Source organism: [Mycobacterium] manitobense (assembly GCF_025821665.1).
Taxonomy (GTDB): domain Bacteria; phylum Actinomycetota; class Actinomycetes; order Mycobacteriales; family Mycobacteriaceae; genus Mycobacterium; species Mycobacterium arseniciresistens.
This window is the reverse complement of the sequence record NZ_JACKSJ010000019.1, coordinates 1-17,200: the sequence shown is the minus strand read 5'-3', so window position 1 is coordinate 17,200 and position 17,200 is coordinate 1. Positions and strand designations below refer to the sequence as shown.

14 protein-coding genes and 1 pseudogene are annotated in these 17,200 nt (G+C 71.7%); 9 read left to right on the top strand and 6 right to left on the bottom strand.

What is annotated here, in order from left to right:
- On the bottom strand, positions 1-1,473 hold the full coding sequence (locus H7I41_RS01955) for a DEAD/DEAH box helicase (protein ID WP_264010874.1): 1,473 nt from the start codon (positions 1,471-1,473) through the stop codon (positions 1-3).
- Between the two features lie 254 nt (positions 1,474-1,727).
- Here H7I41_RS01955 and H7I41_RS01950 point away from each other — a divergent pair, with 254 nt between their 5' ends.
- Positions 1,728-2,432, top strand: coding sequence for a ferritin-like fold-containing protein (locus H7I41_RS01950; protein ID WP_264010873.1), 705 nt, complete (start codon positions 1,728-1,730; stop codon positions 2,430-2,432).
- Between the two features lie 4 nt (positions 2,433-2,436).
- Here H7I41_RS01950 and H7I41_RS01945 read toward each other — a convergent pair whose 3' ends face one another.
- Positions 2,437-3,276: a hypothetical protein gene (locus H7I41_RS01945; RefSeq protein WP_264010872.1), complete on the bottom strand. Its 840-nt coding sequence runs from the start codon at positions 3,274-3,276 to the stop codon at positions 2,437-2,439.
- A gap of 245 nt (positions 3,277-3,521) precedes the next feature.
- Between H7I41_RS01945 and H7I41_RS01940 the strand changes: the two genes are divergently transcribed.
- Positions 3,522-3,779: a DUF3107 domain-containing protein gene (locus H7I41_RS01940; RefSeq protein ID WP_264010871.1), complete on the top strand. Its 258-nt coding sequence runs from the start codon at positions 3,522-3,524 to the stop codon at positions 3,777-3,779.
- On the opposite strand, the gene fasR is transcribed toward H7I41_RS01940, so the two are convergent.
- Complete coding sequence (gene fasR / locus H7I41_RS01935) at positions 3,766-4,446, bottom strand: HTH-type transcriptional activator FasR (RefSeq protein WP_264010870.1); 681 nt, start codon at positions 4,444-4,446, stop codon at positions 3,766-3,768. The genes H7I41_RS01940 and fasR overlap by 14 nt on opposite strands.
- A gap of 168 nt (positions 4,447-4,614) precedes the next feature.
- Between fasR and H7I41_RS01930 the strand changes: the two genes are divergently transcribed.
- The 3 genes from H7I41_RS01930 to H7I41_RS01920 all read left to right on the top strand — a co-directional run bounded on the left by H7I41_RS01930 (position 4,615) and on the right by H7I41_RS01920 (position 7,885).
- Complete coding sequence (locus tag H7I41_RS01930; RefSeq protein ID WP_264010869.1) at positions 4,615-5,652, top strand: DUF3152 domain-containing protein; 1,038 nt, start codon at positions 4,615-4,617, stop codon at positions 5,650-5,652.
- Between the two features lie 113 nt (positions 5,653-5,765).
- Entirely contained in the window at positions 5,766-6,944 is a 1,179-nt protein-coding gene (gene moeZ, locus H7I41_RS01925) for an adenylyltransferase/sulfurtransferase MoeZ (protein WP_264010868.1), read from the top strand.
- An 86-nt stretch (positions 6,945-7,030) separates the two neighbouring features.
- Positions 7,031-7,885 (top strand): TIGR02569 family protein, encoded by an 855-nt coding sequence (locus tag H7I41_RS01920; protein ID WP_264010867.1) that lies wholly within the window; start codon positions 7,031-7,033, stop codon positions 7,883-7,885.
- Positions 7,886-7,891: 6 nt separating this feature from the next.
- Here H7I41_RS01920 and H7I41_RS01915 read toward each other — a convergent pair whose 3' ends face one another.
- Both H7I41_RS01915 and H7I41_RS01910 read right to left on the bottom strand, forming a co-directional pair.
- Positions 7,892-8,188 (bottom strand): MGMT family protein, encoded by a 297-nt coding sequence (locus H7I41_RS01915; RefSeq protein WP_264010865.1) that lies wholly within the window; start codon positions 8,186-8,188, stop codon positions 7,892-7,894.
- A gap of 1 nt (position 8,189) precedes the next feature.
- Entirely contained in the window at positions 8,190-8,999 is an 810-nt protein-coding gene (locus tag H7I41_RS01910; protein WP_276008174.1) for an alpha/beta fold hydrolase, read from the bottom strand.
- Between the two features lie 78 nt (positions 9,000-9,077).
- Here H7I41_RS01910 and H7I41_RS01905 point away from each other — a divergent pair, with 78 nt between their 5' ends.
- A complete protein-coding gene (locus H7I41_RS01905) occupies positions 9,078-12,215 on the top strand; it encodes an ATP-dependent helicase (protein ID WP_264010863.1) in 3,138 nt (1,045 codons plus the stop codon).
- Positions 12,212-15,445: an ATP-dependent helicase gene (locus H7I41_RS01900; RefSeq protein WP_264010862.1), complete on the top strand. Its 3,234-nt coding sequence runs from the start codon at positions 12,212-12,214 to the stop codon at positions 15,443-15,445. Before H7I41_RS01905 ends, H7I41_RS01900 begins: the two co-directional genes overlap by 4 nt.
- A 13-nt stretch (positions 15,446-15,458) precedes the next feature.
- Here H7I41_RS01900 and H7I41_RS01895 read toward each other — a convergent pair whose 3' ends face one another.
- Positions 15,459-15,854, bottom strand: a complete 396-nt coding sequence (locus H7I41_RS01895; RefSeq protein WP_264010861.1) for a DoxX family protein — start codon at positions 15,852-15,854, stop codon at positions 15,459-15,461.
- 48 nt (positions 15,855-15,902) lie between these two features.
- Here H7I41_RS01895 and H7I41_RS01890 point away from each other — a divergent pair, with 48 nt between their 5' ends.
- A complete protein-coding gene (locus tag H7I41_RS01890; RefSeq protein ID WP_264010860.1) occupies positions 15,903-16,997 on the top strand; it encodes a potassium channel family protein in 1,095 nt (364 codons plus the stop codon).
- Positions 16,994-17,200 (top strand): annotated as a pseudogene (locus H7I41_RS01885) (hypothetical protein); the annotation flags it as partial. The gene H7I41_RS01890 and the pseudogene H7I41_RS01885, both read left to right, overlap by 4 nt.

Below are 17,200 nucleotides of genomic sequence, written 5' to 3'. Positions count from 1 at the left end.
CTAGCTGGCGCCGGCGGCCGCGGTCTTGCGGGGCCTGCGGCGACGGCGCCGCTTGGCCGGCGAACCGTCCGACGAGGAGTCGCCGTCGGCGCCCTGCTCGGGTGCGTCCGTTTCGGTCGCGGCGGCGTGCCCGTCGGTGCTGGCCTCGCCTGCGCGGGTCCGCCTGCGGTTGCGCGTCCGGGTCGGCTTAGCGTCGCGGTCACGCGGTTCGCGCTTCGGCCTGTCCGAGGTGCGGGTGGCTCTCCCGATGGAGCCGCCGGCCTCGGCCGGGATGCCGAGCTCCTCGTAGAGGTGCGGCGAGCTTGAGTACGTCTCGGCGGGATCGGGGGTGTTCAGGCCGAGCGCCTTGTCGATCATCGTCCATCGGGGCAGCTCGTCCCAGTCGACCAGCGTGACGGCGATGCCGGTCTTACCGGCCCGGCCCGTGCGGCCGATGCGGTGCACGTAGGCCTGCTCGTCCTCGGGGATCTGGAAGTTGATGACGTGGGTGATGTCGTCGATGTCGATCCCGCGCGCCGCCACGTCGGTGGCCACCAGCACGTCGACCTCGCCGGTGCGGAAGGACTTCAGGGCCTTCTCGCGCGCGCCCTGGCCCAGGTCACCGTGCACGGCGCCGACCTTGAAACCGCGCTCGGCCAGCTCGTCGGCGACCTTCTGGGCGGTGCGCTTGGTGCGGGTGAAGACCATCGTCGCGCCACGGCCCTCGGCCTGCAGGATGCGGGCGACCATCTCGACCTTGTCCAGCGCGTGCGCGCGGTAGGCGTACTGCACGGTGGTGTCGTGGGTCTGCGACGACTGCGGGGCCTCGGCCCGGATGTGGGTGGGCTGGTTCATGAAGGTGCGGGCCAGCGTGATGATCGGATCCGGCATGGTCGCCGAGAACAGCATCGCCTGGCGGGTGTCCGGCGTCAGCCGCAGGATGCGCTCGATGTCGGGCAGGAAGCCCAGGTCGAGCATCTCGTCGGCCTCGTCGAGCACCAGCACCGAAAGGCCGCCCAGCTGCAGGTGGCCCTGCTGGGCGAGGTCGAGCAGCCGGCCCGGGGTGCCGACGACTACGTCGGCGCCGCTGCGCAGCGACTCGATCTGCGGCTCGTAGGGCCGTCCGCCGTAGATGGACACCACGGAGAACTTGCGGTCACCGGCCCGCAGGTGCTTCGAGGCCAGCGCGAGGTCGTTGTAGACCTGCAGGCACAGCTCACGTGTGGGCACCACGATCAGGGCGCGGGGGATACCCGACAGCTCCTTCTCGGTGTCGGTGGTGATGCGCTGCAGCAGCGGAACGCCGAACGCGTAGGTCTTGCCCATGCCGGTGCGGGCCTGACCGATGAGGTCGTCGCCGGCCAGCGCCATCGGAAGCGTCAGCTCCTGGATGGCGAACGGGTGCTCGATGCCCTCCTCGGCGAGTGCGCGGACGATCTCGTCGCGCACACCGAGTTCGGCGAAGGATTTGGTGAGAGGTGGCAGTGGAGTCATACGGAGTAGACAGAGCCTTTCGTGGTCATTCCTCGTTTGCGTCACGCGCGCACGAGTGGAACGAAAGACGCGGTCTCATCGCCCCGGAGGCGGGGCGTTGGCGATCCGCTGGGCACAGCGAGGTATCGGGCCCATGGCGTGCACGCACATTTCTCGGTCCGGCTCAGCAGCAGCTTTACGCCGGTATCCGCCCCCATGATAGCTGGTCGCGCTCTCGTCGGGTTGCCGTGCGGGTCGGCGTCTAGAGTTGGGTCATGAATTCGACCCCGGCCGCGGCCACGCCCGAGCAGACGGTCAGCACGGCGACGTCGGGCGTCTCGGCCGCGCACCGAGGGGTCGACGAGCTGTTCGCACTGCTGGCCTACGGCGAGGTCGCCGCGTTCTACCGGCTGACCGAAGAGGCGCGGATGGCGCCCAATCTGCGCGGCCGGATCAACATGGCGAGCATGGCCGCAGCCGAGATGGGTCACTACGAGTTGCTGCGGGATGCGTTGCAGCGCAGGGGCGTCGACGTGATCCCCGCGATGACGAAGTTCGCCTCGGCGCTGGAGAACTACCACCGGCTGACCACGCCGAGCACGTGGCTGGAGGCGTTGGTCAAGACCTACATCGGCGACGCGCTCGCCGCTGACTTCTACCTGGAGATCTCCGACTCGCTGCCCGCCGAGGTGTCCGACGTGGTCCGCGGCGTGCTCGCCGAGACCGGCCACTCGCAGTTCGTGGTCGCCGAGGTGCGCGCCGCCGTCACCGCCAGCGACAAGCAGCGCCACCGGCTCGCCCTGTGGTCGCGGCGGCTGCTCGGCGAGGCCATCACCCAGGCCCAGTACGTGCTGGCCGAACACGACGCACTGGTCGACCTGGTGGTGTCCAGCGGTGAGGGGCTGACTCAGCTCACCGAGTTCTTCGACCGGTTGCAGGCCACCCACAGCGCGCGGATGCAGGAGCTCGGCCTGGCCTGAGGCGTCACTGGGTGCAGGTGGCGATCATCGTGTTGGCCGCCTGAGACGCCAGGGTCGCCCCCGCGGCGTCGGTGATCGCGCAGTTGAGCTGACCGGTGACGCTGGTCGCGGTCACCGACTTCAGCTCGACGCCGGGGTCGAGCACGACGGTCTTCGTCCACGGCAGCGCCACGTTGAGCTCGGTCTGCAGGGCGCCCTGGTGGTCGGTGTAGATCACCGTGACCAGGTCGAGGAGCGGCCGGTTGCCCGTCACCTGGTAGGTGACGGCCCTCGGACTCGGCGCCGGTGGCGGCGGGGCGGCCGCGGCCGGTGGCGGTGGCGATTCGGGTGCGGCGGCGGTCGCGCTCGGGGACGGCGTCACGGTGGTGACCGTCTCCGCAGGCAGCGACGTCGGCGGCGAGGTGGCGGCCGGGGGCGCCGCGGTGGTGGCCGGCTGGCTGGTCTGTGGCGGCGGGACCACGGTCGCCGTCACCGATCCGCTGTCGCCGCCGCCCAGGATCACCACCGTGCAGATGACGGCCACGAGCAGGATCGCGCCCGCCACCCCGGCGATGAACATCCACCTGCGGTCGAGCAGCGGCTCGTGCTCGTACTCGGCGTAGTCGCCGTCGCCGGAGTCGTCGTCGGACTCGTCGGGGCTGCGGTAGTCGGTGTCGTAGCCGGTGTCGCGCAGGGAGTCGTAGCCGGCGCCGTACGGGTAGTCCTCGTATGCCGGATAGTCCTCGACGGGCGACCCGGGATCGGCATAGCCGACACGGCCGTCGGCGATCCTGGTCGTCGCTGCGTCGAACCGCTCGGTTGGCGCCGTCGTGTACGGCGAGTTCGCCGAATATCGCCTGTCCATCGGGTTTTTCCCCATCGTCTCGTCCACTACCGCGCCTGATGCTATCGGGGCAGAAGTGACGGATGAGGTGCGTCGAGCGGTGTGTCGGTCACGGTCGGGACTCGGTTCGATCGCGCTCCGGAACGGGCTTCGCTCAGCGCGAACCGCCCGCGGCGGCGCCGGTGCCGTCCCGTCCACTAGCCTGCTCAGCAGGAGAGCGCATCAGGTCGACTCTCGACGGTGCCGAGGCGAGAAGGGGTTACAACGTGGAGGTCAAGATCGGTGTCACGGACAGCCCGCGCGAGTTGTCGTTCAACAGCGCGCAGACTCCCGCCGAGGTGGAGGAGGCGGTGTCCGCGGCGCTGAGCGGGGACGCGGGTGTGCTGGCGCTGACCGACGTGAAGGGCCGCCGCTACCTGGTGCAGAACAGCCGGATCGCCTACGTGGAGATCGGCGCCGCCGACGTGCGCAGGGTCGGCTTCGGTGTCGGCGTGGTGGGAGCCGAGGCCGTCAAGAACGGGTGAGCGGCACGTGTGACAGGCCGCCCCAGGCGAACTGCACCGTGCCTTCGACGGCGGCGTCCTTAGAGATGGGACGCTCGCTGTCGAGCCAGTAGCGCGCACAGTCGACGCTGATGCCGACCAGGCCCACCGCGATCATCCTTGCGCGGTGCGCCTCGAGGCCGGAATCGCGGCTGATCAGGTCGAACACCGCGTCGGTGCACGCTTCGGTGGCAACCTTCACCTGCGAGGCGACCTGGGGCTCGGTGGTGTAGTCGTTCTCGAAGATCAGCCGGTAGCCCTGGCTGTCGTGCTCGATGAAGTCGAAGAACGCGTGTATCGCCGCGCGGAGGCGCTGCCGGTTGTCGGTGGTGGTGCGCAGTGCCTGGCGGACGCCGGAGACCAGATTGTCGACATGGCGCTGCAGCACCGCGAGGTGCAGCTCGAGCTTCGATGAGAAGTGTTGATAGAGAACCGGTTTGCTGACGCCGGCCCGATCCGCGATCTCGTCCATGCCTGCGGCGTGGTAACCGCGGTCGACGAAGATTTCGCTGGCGGCGACCAGTAACTGGCTGCGCCGCTCGTCGCGGGGCAGCCGGTTGCCGCGGCGGCCGCTACCGGAGGACGGCGCGGTGTCGCCGCTGCCGGTCTTGGCACCTCTCCTCTCGGCGGTGTTGGCGAGATCGCTCATCAAGTCCTCAATCTGGATTCCCGTGGCGCTCTTGGGTGTGTTCACCCAAGCCGCCCATCGAAACGACACTACTACCGATCATCTGCGGTGTGCGCGAGGTCGACCCCCGGTGCCACCCGGGTGGCGCGCCGGAGGTGCAAGTGCCCGCCTCTGTGCCATCCTGTTTCGGTGACCTACGACCCGGGGCGTCGCGGGCCCGGTCGTGCCCCGGCGCTGCGCAACGAATGGCGGGAGCCACTGCGCGCACAGCGTGATCCGCTGGCGGTCGACTCGGGGCGGGTCCGTTCCAACCGCGACGAACACCGGCGCTGGCGCAAGCAGACCTGGCTCGGCCGGTTCGTCTCCACCTACGGCTGGCGCGCCTACGCGCTACCGGTGCTGATGGTGCTCACCGCCGTGGTGATCTACCAGACCGTCACCGGCACCAGCGCTCCGCAGGCCGCCGACGACGAGCAGGGGCCGGTGCAGGGGCCGCCGACGCTCGGGGTGTCGAGCACCGCGATCGTCGGCGCGCCGCCGAAGGGGCTGACGCAGTTCGACGCCAGCCTGCCTACCGGGATCCTGCCCCAGGGCGGTCCGTTCACCGAGGCCGGTGCCAGGACGTGGCACATCGTCCCCGGCACCGCGCCGCAGGCCGGTCAGGGCACCACCAAGGTGTTCACCTACACCGTCGAGGTCGAGGACGGGGTGGACACCACGACCATCGGCGGTGACGAGGGGTTCGCCCGCATGGTCAGCGAGACGCTGGCCAACCCCAAGAGCTGGACGCACAACCCGCAGTTCGCCTTCACCCGCGTCGACGCCACGTCGGGCGTCGAACCCGACTTCCGGGTGTCGCTGACCTCGCCGATGACCGTGCGCGAGGGCTGCGGCTACGACATCCAGCTCGAGGCGTCCTGCTACAACCCGGCCTACGCCGACGGACAGCCGCGGGTGTTCCTCAACGAGGCCCGCTGGGTGCGCGGAGCCGTGCCGTTCCAGGGCGACATCGGCTCCTACCGGCAGTACCTCATCAATCACGAGGTCGGCCACGCCATCGGCTACCAGCGGCACGAGCAGTGCGCGGAGAACGGCGCGCTGGCGCCGATCATGATGCAGCAGACGTTCTCGACCAACAACGACGACGCCGCCAAGTTCGACCCCGAGACCGTCCGGGCCGACGGCAGGACCTGCCGGTTCAATCCCTGGCCGTACCCCATCGCCTGATCCCCGCTCACCGCCCGAACGGGAAGCAATGCGGGGCGTTCGCGGTTGTGGAAAGTGCCTATTGTGATGGGGTACGCCCACGTCTGCAGCCCGCAGGAACTGAGGAGATATCGGTGTCGTCACCGTTGCCGCCGCTGGTCGAGCCAGCGGCCGAACTGACCCGCGAAGAGGTCGCGCGCTACAGCCGCCACCTGATCATCCCCGACCTGGGTGTCGACGGTCAGAAGCGCCTGAAGAACGCCAAGGTGCTGGTGATCGGCGCCGGCGGACTCGGCTCGCCCACGCTGCTGTACCTCGCCGCGGCCGGTGTCGGCACGATCGGCATCGTCGAGTTCGACGTGGTCGACGAGTCGAACCTGCAGCGCCAGGTCATCCACGGCCAGTCCGACATCGGGCGGTCCAAGGCGCAGAGCGCCCGCGACTCCATCAAGGAGATCAACCCGCTGGTCGACGTCCGCCTGCACGAGGTGCGGCTGGAGCCCGAGAACGCCGTCGAACTGTTCGAGCAGTACGACCTGATCCTCGACGGCACCGACAACTTCGCGACCCGCTACCTGGTCAACGACGCGGCCGTGCTGGCCGGCAAGCCCTACGTGTGGGGCTCGATCTACCGCTTCGAAGGCCAGGTGTCGGTGTTCTGGGAGGACGCCCCGAACGGGTTGGGCCTCAACTACCGCGACCTCTACCCGGAGCCGCCGCCGCCGGGAATGGTGCCGTCCTGCGCCGAAGGCGGCGTGCTCGGCATCCTCTGCGCGTCCATCGCGTCGGTGATGGGGACCGAGGCGATCAAGCTGATCACCGGCATCGGCGACCCGCTGCTGGGCCGGTTGATGGTCTACGACGCGCTGGACATGACCTACCGGACGATCAAGATCCGCAAGGACCCGGAGACGCCGAAGATCACCGAGCTGATCGACTACGAGGCGTTCTGCGGCGTGGTGTCCGACGCGGCCGCCGAGGCCGCCGCCGACTCCACGATCACCCCGCGTGAGCTGCGCGAACTGCTCGACTCGGGCAAGCCGCTGGCGCTGATCGACGTGCGCGAACAGGTCGAGTGGGACATCAACCGCATCGAGGGCGCCGAGCTGATCCCCAAGGGCGCGTTCGAGTCGGGAGAGGCGCTGTCGAAGCTGCAGGTGGACCGCACGCCGGTGTTCTACTGCAAGACGGGCGTGCGTTCGGCCGAGGTGCTGGCCATCGCGAAGAAGGCCGGGTTCTCCGACGCGATGCACGTCCAGGGCGGCATCGTCGCCTGGGGCAGGCAGCTCGAACCCGACATGGTGATGTACTGAGGCGACGGGTCACGGTCGCGACACGACGCTGACACAACGCTGCACGGCGCACCGACCTGCGACTTGTCGCCGGTAGCCTGTGCCCTGTGACTGACCCTCGGCCGCCGGAGCACGTGCTGGCGGCGTTCGGGCTGACCGGCCAGCGGCCGGTGGCGCTCGGATCGACGTGGGAGGGTGGCTGGCGCTGCGGCGAGGTGGTGCTCTCGCTGATCGCCGACCACGCTCGGGCGGCGTGGTCGGCCAAGGTCCGCGAGACGCTCTTCGTCGACGGTGTCCGGCTGGCCCGGCCGGTCCGGTCGACCGACGGCCGCTACGTGGTGGCCGGGTGGCGCGCCGACACCTTCGTCGCCGGCACGCCGGAGCCCCGCCACGACGAGGTCGTCTCGGCCGCGGTGCGGCTGCACGAGGCCACCGCGAAGCTCGAACGGCCCCGCTTCCTGACCCAGCCGCCCGTCGCGCCGTGGGCCGACGTGGACGTCTTCATCGCCGCCGACCGCGCGGCCTGGGAGGAACGGCCGCTGCAGAAGTTGCCGCCCGGGGCGCGGGTGTCGCCCGGATCGGCCGACGGGCAGCGCTCGGTCGAGCTCATCGGTCAGCTGGCGGGGCTGCGCAAGCCCACCAAGAGTCCCAGCCAGCTGGTGCACGGCGACCTCTACGGCACCGTGTTGTTCGCTGGGGCCGCCGCGCCGGGCATCACCGACATCACCCCGTACTGGCGGCCGGCGTCGTGGGCGGCCGGTGTGGTGGTCGTCGACGCCCTGGCCTGGGGGGAGTCCGACGACGGCCTCATCGAGCGGTGGGCGTCGCTGCCGGAGTGGCCGCAGATGTTGTTGCGGGCGTTGATGTTCCGGCTCGCCGTGCACGCGCTGCACCCGCGCTCGACCGCGGCGGCCTTTCCGGGGCTGGCCCGTACCGCCGCGCTGGTCCGGCTGGTCCTCTAGGCCGCGTCAGAACGAGTACCGCACCTCGGTCAACCGGATGCGGCCGTCGTCGGCGAGCACGCCCTCGGCGCGCAGCAGTTCGAGTTGGCGGGTGGCCAGATGGGCGGCCGGCCGCCCCGATGCGGTGATGACACGATGCCAGGGCAGATCCGACGAATCGGTGCGCATGATCCAGCCGACGATGCGCGGGCTGGAAAGCCCTGCGGCGTCGGCGATGTCACCGTAGGTCGACACCCGGCCCGCCGGGATCCTGGCGACCAGCGCGCGGACGGCTTCCACCTGTTCGTCGGTGATGGGCGCCATGTCAGTGACGTTCGAGATGGGCCCGGATGAGAGCCGCCGTCTCGGCCGGACGGGCATGGGGCACCATGTGATCGCAATCCCACTGCAGCACCTCGAGATCCGTGCCGAGGGTAGCGTCCAGTGCGGTGATCAGCTCGTCGGAGGCGTAGGGCGGTTGCGTGCGGGCGGCCCGCACCAACGTGGTGGGGGTGCCGTCGCGGGGCAGAGCGACGGGCCGCGCCAGCTCGCTCCAGTACGACATCATCGCCGGGATGCTGATCCGCCATCCGCTGCGCCCGTTCGGCAGGTCGATCAGATGCTCGTCGAGGTCGCGGTCCAGCTCGGCCGGATCGACCTCACCCCATGACCCGTTCGCCTTCTCGGCGCGCGCCTCCGCCCGGTCGGTGTAGTCGGGCGAGGCGAACATCTCGTCGGCGATCTCGCGCATCCATTCACCGTCCAGGCCGACCGCGGGATCGAGCAGCACCAGGGCCGAGACCAGATCCGGGCGAGCGGCAGCGAGATCGAGCGCCACCGCGCCGCCGAACGAATGCCCCACCACCACGACGGGACCGCCGCCATCGGCGTCCAGCAGTGCCGCCAGCGCGGTGCTGTTCTCCGACAGCGTCCACGGCGCGGCCCACGACGACCGCCCGTGCCCGATCAGGTCGGGTGCGGCCACCGCATATCCGGGCAGATGCCGGGTGGCCAGCGTCTGCCAGCGCTGACCGTGCCCGGTCAGACCGTGGACGGCCAGGATCTGCGCGGGCCCCGCGGGCCCGTATCGGTACACGTGCAGTCGCGAGGTCACGCGTCGATGGTAGGGCTCCATTCCGGCGGACGGTCCGACGGACCGTCCGCCGAGGGCGACGCGGACCGACGTGTCGGACCCCCGTGGTGTCATGCCCTCATGACCGCGTCACGTATCGAGTCGGCACCGGCAGCGCTCACCGGACCCGGCCGCAGCGGCGTCGTGCGCGTCCTCGGCGGGCCGGGAACGGGCAAGACGGCCCTGCTGGTCGAGACCGCCGCCGCGCACATCGCCGCCGGAGCCGAACCGGAATCCGTTCTGCTGCTGACGGGTTCGGCGCGGCTCGGCGCGCAGGCCCGCGCGGTGATCACCCGCCGTATGCTGCGCGACGGCAGCCGTACCGTGGTACGTGAACCGCTGGTGCGCACCGTGCACTCGTATGCGTTCGCCGTCCTGCGGATGGCCGCGCAGCGCAACGGCGACCCGCCGCCGCGGCTGATCACCGGCGCCGAACAGGACGGCATCATCCGGGAGATGCTCGCCGGTGACCTCGAGGACGGCGACCGCTCGCCGACCGGCTGGCCCGCCGCCCTGCGCCCCGCCCTGACCACCGCCGGTTTCGCAGGCGAGATCCGCGACCTGATGGCGCGCTGCGCCGAACGGGGTGTGGATCCGGTTGCGCTGCAACGCCTCGGCCGGTTGTCGGGCCGGCCGGAGTGGCTGGCGGCCGGCCGTTTCGCGCAGGCCTACGAGCAGATCATGCTGCTGCGCGCGGCGGTCGGCACCGCGGCGCCGCAGGCCACCGTCCCGGCGCTGGGCGCGGCCGAACTCGTCGGCGCTGCGCTGGAGGCCCTCGGCAGCGACCCCGATCTGCTGGCCGCTGAACGGGCCCGGCTGCGCGTGCTGCTCGTCGACGACGCCCAGCAGCTCGATCCGCAGGCCGCCCGGTTGGTGCGCGTGCTGGCCGCGGGCGCCGAATTGACGGTCATCGCGGGCGATCCCGACCAGGCGGTGTTCGGCTACCGCGGCGCGGACCCGCAACTGCTGCGCGGCGACGGCGACGGCGAGGTGGTGACGCTCACCGTCTCGCACCGCTGTGCGTCCGCGGTCACCGGCGCCATCACCGGGCTCGCTCGCCGGCTGCCTGCCGCGTCGGCGGTGCGCCACCTCACCGGCGATGCCGCCCGCACCGGAACGGTCGGGGTGCGGGTGGCGGCGTCGCCGCACGCCGAGGCCGCCGTCATCGCCGACGCGCTGCGACGTGCCCATCTGGTCGACGGCGTGCCGTGGTCGCAGATGGCGGTCCTGGTCCGGTCGATGCCGCGCACGGGATCTGCTCTGGCGCGGGCGTTGTCGGCCGCCGGTGTGCCGGTCGACGTGCCACGGGCCGGCGCTCCGCTCGCCGATCTGCCTGCGGTGCGGGCGCTGCTGACCGTGCTCGAAGCCACCGCCGACGGCCTCGACGGCGCGCAGGCGGCCGAGCTGCTCACCGGGCCGGTCGGCCGGGTCGACCCGGTGTCGCTGCGTCAGTTGCGCCGGGCGCTGCGCCGGGCCGACGGCAGCCGCCCGCCGCGCGACTTCACCGATCTGCTCGTCGCGGCGATCGAGGACGTGCCGTCGGGTCTGTCCCCGGAACAGCAGCGCCCGCTGCGTCGCATTTACACCGTGCTGACGGCGGCGCGCCGCAGTGCCGCCGCCGGGCAGGACCCGCGGGACACGCTGTGGCAGGCGTGGCACCGCTCGGGCCTGCAGCGGCGCTGGTTGTCGGCGAGCGAACGCGGTGGCCCGGCCGGCGCGCAGGCCGACCGTGACCTCGATGCGGTCACCGCGCTGTTCGACGTCGCCGAGCAGTACGTGGGCCGCACGGCCGGAGCCTCCATGCGCGGCCTGATCGACCATGTCGTCGCACTCGGGCCGCCGCCACCGCCGCGCGACCAGCGCCCTGCCCCCGACGCGGTCGCGGTACTCAGCGCACACGCCGCACTCGACCGGGAGTGGGAGTTCGTGGTGATCGCGAGCCTGCAGGAAGGGTTGTGGCCCAACACGGTTCCGCGCGGTGGTGTGCTCGGCACCCAGCATCTCGTCGACGTGCTGGACGGTGTGGCCGCCGCGACCGATCGTGAGCTGTCGAGCCGCGCGCCCCTGCTGGCCGAGGAACGCCGCCTCCTGATCGCCGCACTCGGCCGGGCGCGCACCAGGGTGCTGGTGACCGCCGTGGACAGTGAAGACGGCGACGAGGCCGCGCTGCCGTCGCCGTTCTGCCACGAACTGGCGGCGCTGGCCACCGATCCCCGGCCGGAGCCGGACCTGCCCGCCCGAGCCCCGCGGGTGCTGGCGCCCGCCGTGCTGGTCGGCCGGTTGCGGGCGGTGGCCTGCGCCCCGGCCGACGGCCCCGAGGGCATCGCCCGGGAATGCGCAGCAACGCAATTGGCCAGGATGGCGGCGGCGGGTATCCCGGGCGCCGACCCCGCGCAGTGGTACGGCATGACGCCGGTGTCGAGCGACGAACCGCTGTGGTCGGGTGGCGACCATACCGTCACGCTGTCGCCGTCGACGTTGCAGACGCTGACCGACTGCCCGCTGCGCTGGCTGCTGGAGCGCCATGGCGGCAGCGACGCCCGCGACGTGCGCTCGGCGGTCGGGTCGCTGGTGCACGCCCTGCTCGCGGACCCGGGCCGCACGGAGAGCCAATTGGTCAACGAGCTCCAGACCCTCTGGCAGCAGCTGCCTTTCGAAGCCGCGTGGCACGCCGACAACGAGCTCGCGCGGCATCGCGCCATGCTCTCGGGGTTCGCGCAGTGGCGCGAGCAGACCCGCCGCGAGTTCACCGAGGTGGGCACCGAGGTCGACGTCGACGGGCTGATCGGCGAGCCCGACGACGACGGTGCGCCGGGCGTGCGCGTCCGGGGACGGCTCGACCGGCTCGAACGCGACGACGCCGGCCGGCTGGTCGTGGTGGACCTGAAGACCGGCAAGAGCCCGGTCACCAAGGACGACGCGCAGCGGCACGCCCAGTTGGCCATGTACCAGCTGGCCGTGGCGGCCGGCCTGCTGCCTGACGGTGACCAGCCCGGTGGCGGCCGGCTGGTGTACCTGGGCAAGCCCACCGCAGGCGGTCCCGCCGAGCGCGAGCAGGACGCGCTCACCCCCGAGGCGCAGGAGCAGTGGCGGCAGCAGGTGAGCCGGGCCGCCGCGGCGACCCAGGGTCCTCGGTTCGTCGCCCGGATCAACGACAACTGCACGCACTGCCCGGTCCGTGGCAGCTGCCCCGCCCAGGCCGGAGAGGAGAGGGTATGACACCGCGCTACAGCCCCGCCGAACTCGCTTCGGCGCTCGGCGTTTTCGCACCCACCGAAGAACAGGCCGCCGTCATCGCCGCACCGCCGGGTCCGCTCGTGGTGATCGCCGGCGCGGGTGCAGGCAAGACCGAGACCATGGCCGCGCGGGTGGTGTGGCTGGTGGCCAACGGCTACGCCGCCCCGGGCGAGGTGCTCGGCCTGACGTTCACCCGCAAGGCCGCCGGGCAGCTCCTGCGCCGGGTCCGCAGCCGGCTGGCCCGGCTGGCCGGGGTGGGCCTGCTACCCGGTGGCGACGACGCCGATCCGGCGACGGTCAGCACCTACCATGCGTTCGCAGGCACGCTGTTGCGCGATCACGGCCTGCTGCTGCCCATCGAGCCGGACACCCGGCTGATCAGCGAGACCGAGCTGTGGCAGCTGGCCTTCCGGGTGGTGTGCGAGCACCCGGGCGAGCTGCACGTCGACAAGACGCCGGCCGCGGTGACGGCGATGGTGCTGCGGCTGGCCGGTCAGCTGGCCGAGCACCTGGTCGGCACCGATCAGCTGCGCGACACCCACATCGAGCTGGAGCGGCTGGTGCACACGCTGCCCGCAGGCCCGTATCAGCGCGACCGCGGCCCCAGCCAGTGGCTGCTGCGGCTGCTGGCGACGCAGAACGAGCGGACCGAACTCGTGCCGCTGATCGACGCGCTGCACCGGCGGATGCGGGCCGACAAGGTGATGGACTTCGGCACACAGATGGCCGCCGCCGCCCGGCTGGCCGCCGAGTTCCCGCAGGTCGGCGTCCAGGTGCGGCAGCGCTACCGGGTGGTGCTGCTCGACGAGTACCAGGACACCGGCCACGCGCAGCGGATCGCGCTGTCGTCGCTGTTCGGCGGCGGGGTGGACGACGGTCTCGCGCTCACCGCGGTCGGCGACCCGATCCAGTCGATCTACGGCTGGCGCGGCGCCTCGGCCACCAACCTGCCCCGGTTCGCCACCGACTTCCCCCTCGCGGACGGCAGCCCGGCGCCCACGCTGGAACTGCGCACCAGCTGGCGGAACCCGCCGCGGGCGCTGCGGCTGGCCAACGAGGTGTCGGCCGAGGCGCGCCGCCGGTCGGTTGCCGTGCGCGAGCTGCTTCCCCGCCCAGGGGCCGAGCCCGGCACCATCCGCTGTGCCCTGCTGAACGACCTGGCCGCCGAACGGGACTGGGTCGCCGACCAGATCGCCGCGCTCTATCACGGCGCAGGCGACGACGTCCCCACCGCCGCGGTGCTGTTGCGCCGCAACGCCGATGCCGCTCCGATGGCGGACGCGCTCACCGCGCGCGGCGTCCCGGTGGAGGTGGTCGGCCTGGCCGGGTTGCTCTCCATCCCCGAGGTGGCCGATGTGGTGGCGATGCTGCGGCTGCTCGCCGATCCCACCGCCGGCGCCGCGGCGATGCGGGTGCTGACCGGGCCCAGGTGGCGCCTCGGCGCCAAGGACGTCGCCGCGTTGTGGCGGCGCGCCGTCGAACTCGACGACACCGCCGCGCCCGCCGGGTCGGCGTCCACCGAGGAGATCGTGGCCCGTACCGCGCCCGACGCCGATGCCGCCTGCCTGGCGGACGCGATCTGTGATCCTGGTGCGGCGCAGAGGTATTCGGCCGAGGGCTACCGCCGGATCGTCGCGCTGGGCCGCGAGCTGACCGCCCTGCGCGCGCATCTGGGGTTCCCGCTGCCCGAACTGGTGGCCGACGTGCGGCGGGTGCTGGGCATCGACGCCGAGGCCCGCGCGGCGCAACCCGTGGGGGCCGGCTGGGCCGGCGCCGAGCACCTGGACACGTTCGCCGATGTGGTCGCGGACTTCGCGGCCCGGCCGGGCGCCACGGTGAGCGGCCTGCTCGGCTACCTGGACGCCGCCATGGTGGTGGAGAACGGTCTGGCGCCGGCCGAGGTGTCGGTGTCGGCCAACCGGGTGCAGATCCTCACCGTGCACGCCGCCAAGGGGCTGGAGTGGCAGGTGGTCGCCGTGCCGCACCTGAGCGCGCGCGTCTTCCCGTCGACCGCGCAGCCGCGGACGTGGCTGACCGACCCCGCCGACCTCCCGCCGCTGCTGCGCGGCGACCGCGCGACGGCGGCCGACCACGGGGTTCCGGTGCTGGACACCTCGGACGTCAACGACCGCAAGGTGCTGTCCGACCGGATCCACGACCACAAGAGCCGCCTCGAACAGCGCCGTGTCGACGAGGAGCGCCGGCTGCTGTACGTCGCGCTGACCCGCGCCGAGGACACGCTGTTGCTGTCGGGCCATCACTGGGGCGCCGCGGAGTCCAAGCCGCGGGGGCCGTCGGACTTCCTCTGCGAGCTCGAGGACATCATCGACCGGTCGGTGGCCGACGGCGATCCGTGCGGCGTCGTCGAACACTGGGCGCCCGCCCCGGCCGACGGAGAGCCGAACCCGTTGCGCGAGAACGTTGTCGAAGCCGTATGGCCGCCGGACCCGGCCGGTGGCCGGCGGGCCGACCTCGATCGCGGCGCCGCCCTGGTGACGCGGGCGATGGCCGGCGAACTCCGCCAGGACGCCGATGTCGACGGCTGGCGGGCCGACGTCGACGCGCTGCTGGCCGAGCGTGAACGCGCCGGGCGGGCCGCGCCGGTGGAACTGCCCGCACAGGTGTCGGTCAGCACACTCGTCGACCTCGGCAGGGATCCGGCGGCCGCCACGCAGCGGCTGGCCCGAAGGCTGCCGGTGCGGCCGAACCCGGATGCGTTGCTGGGCACGGCGTTCCACGACTGGGTGCAGCGCTTCTACGGCGCCGAGCGGCTCTTCGACCTCGACGACCTGCCCGGCGCGGTGGACAGCGAACTGCGCCGCAGCGAGGCCGAGGCGCTGGCCGAACTGCAGGCCGCGTTCATGGTGTCGCCGTGGGCGGCGCGCACCCCTGTCGACGTCGAGGTGCCGTTCGACATGGTGATCGGTGACACCGTGGTGCGCGGGCGGATCGACGCGGTGTTCGCCGACGACGACGGCGGCGTCACGGTGGTGGACTGGAAGACCGGCGGGCCGCCCGACACCGACCGGGCACGCAGTCAGGCCGCCGTGCAGCTGGCGGTGTACCGCCTGGCCTGGGCCGCGCTGCACGACCGGCCCGCGTCGTCGGTGCGCGCAGCGTTCCACTACGTACGCACCGGTGAGACCGTGCGGCCGGCCGTGCTGCCCGGCATCGACGAACTGGCTGCCTTGTTGACGTCGGAGGTGGCCTGAGCGGGGCGGCGCCCTAGGCCTCGCGGTAGATCTTGAGAGCCTGGGTGATCATCGGGATCTGCAAGGGAAGGCGCGCGATCGCCGCGATCCGCATCGGCAACGGCTTGTCCCACCACAGCCGGACCATGTTGACGTTGCCGGGGAACACGGCCAAGTACAGCGCCACCGCGGCCAGGGCGCCCACCTTGCGGGTCTGCGGCGCGATCAGCAACCCGCCTGCGGCGAGTTCGGCGACCCCTGACGCGTAGGTGTAGAACCGCGCGGTGCCCGGCAGTTCGTCGGGGACGATCCCGTCGAACGGTTTGGGCGCCACGAAGTGCAGCACCCCCATGCCGACGAGCATCGCGCCCATCTTGGCCCCGCGCGACGAGCCGGCCATCCGCTGCAGTTCTGGTGGGAGAGAGGTCATGATTACATTGTGACGTGCGCATCGCTGGGCGATCGATGAACGGCCCTCGTGGCCAAAGGTAGATTGCGACGTCGGCTCGCTGCGATCGACCAGAATCTGACCAGCCGACCGGACGCCGACCTGGTCGACGTCCTCTCGATTCCGGAGCCGTTCGTCAGCCCGGCCCGGCGCATCGCCATGCGGGTGATCTACGCGTTGTCCGCACTGTTCGCCGCGGTGCTGATCGTCTACCTCGACCGGCACGGCTACCGCGACATCGAGAGCACACCGGACGCCAGCGACCCGCTGTCGTTTCTGGACTGCCTGTACTACGCCACGGTGTCGCTGTCGACGACCGGCTACGGCGACATCACGCCGGTGACCGATTCGGCCCGCCTGATCAACGTGCTGGTGATCACCCCGCTGCGCGTCGCGTTCCTGATCGTGTTGATCGGCACCACGGTCGAGACCCTCACCACGCAGTCGCGCCAGGCGTTGAAGATCCAGCGATGGAGGAACAAAGTGCGCAACCACACCGTCGTCATCGGTTACGGCACGAAGGGCCGCACCGCCGTGGCGGCGATGATCGGTGACGAGGTCGCCCCGGCCGACATCGTGGTCGTCGACGAGAATCCCACCGCCCTCGAGCGGGCCAAGAGTGCGGGCCTGGTCACGGTGCGCGGCAGCGCGACCGATTCGGATGTGCTTCGACTGGCCAGCGCCCAACACGCGAAGTCGATCATCGTCGCCACCAACCGCGACGACACCGCCGTGCTGGTCACGCTGACCGCCCGCGAGCTGGCGCCCAAGGCCAAGATCATCGCCGCGGTCCGCGAGGCCGAGAACCAGCACCTGCTGCAGCAGTCGGGCGCCGACTCCACCGTCGTGACGTCCGAGACCGCGGGCCGGTTGCTCGGCATCGCGGTGCAGACGCCGAGCGTGGTGGAGATGATGGAGGACCTGCTGACCCCGGACGCCGGTTTCGCCATCGCGGAGCGGGAGGTCACGCCGAAGGAAGTCGCCGGCTCGCCTCGGCATCTCTCCGACATCGTGCTGGGTGTCGTGCGCGGTGGGAAACTGCTGCGCGTCGACGACCCGCAGGTCGACGCGCTCGAACCGGGGGACCGGCTGCTGCACATCCGCAGCGCGGACGCGGAGCGATGAGTTCCGGCGGGCCGGGGGGACGGGCGATCAACTTCAGACTGCGCAACATCCCGCTGCTGTCGCGGGTCGGCGCCGACCGCGCCGACACGCTGCGCACCGACGTCGACGCCGCCGTCGCGGGCTGGGCCGACGCCCTGCTGCTGCGGGTGGACCGGCGCAACCAGGTGCTGATCGGCGGCGGTCGGGTGGTGCTCGGCGCGGCC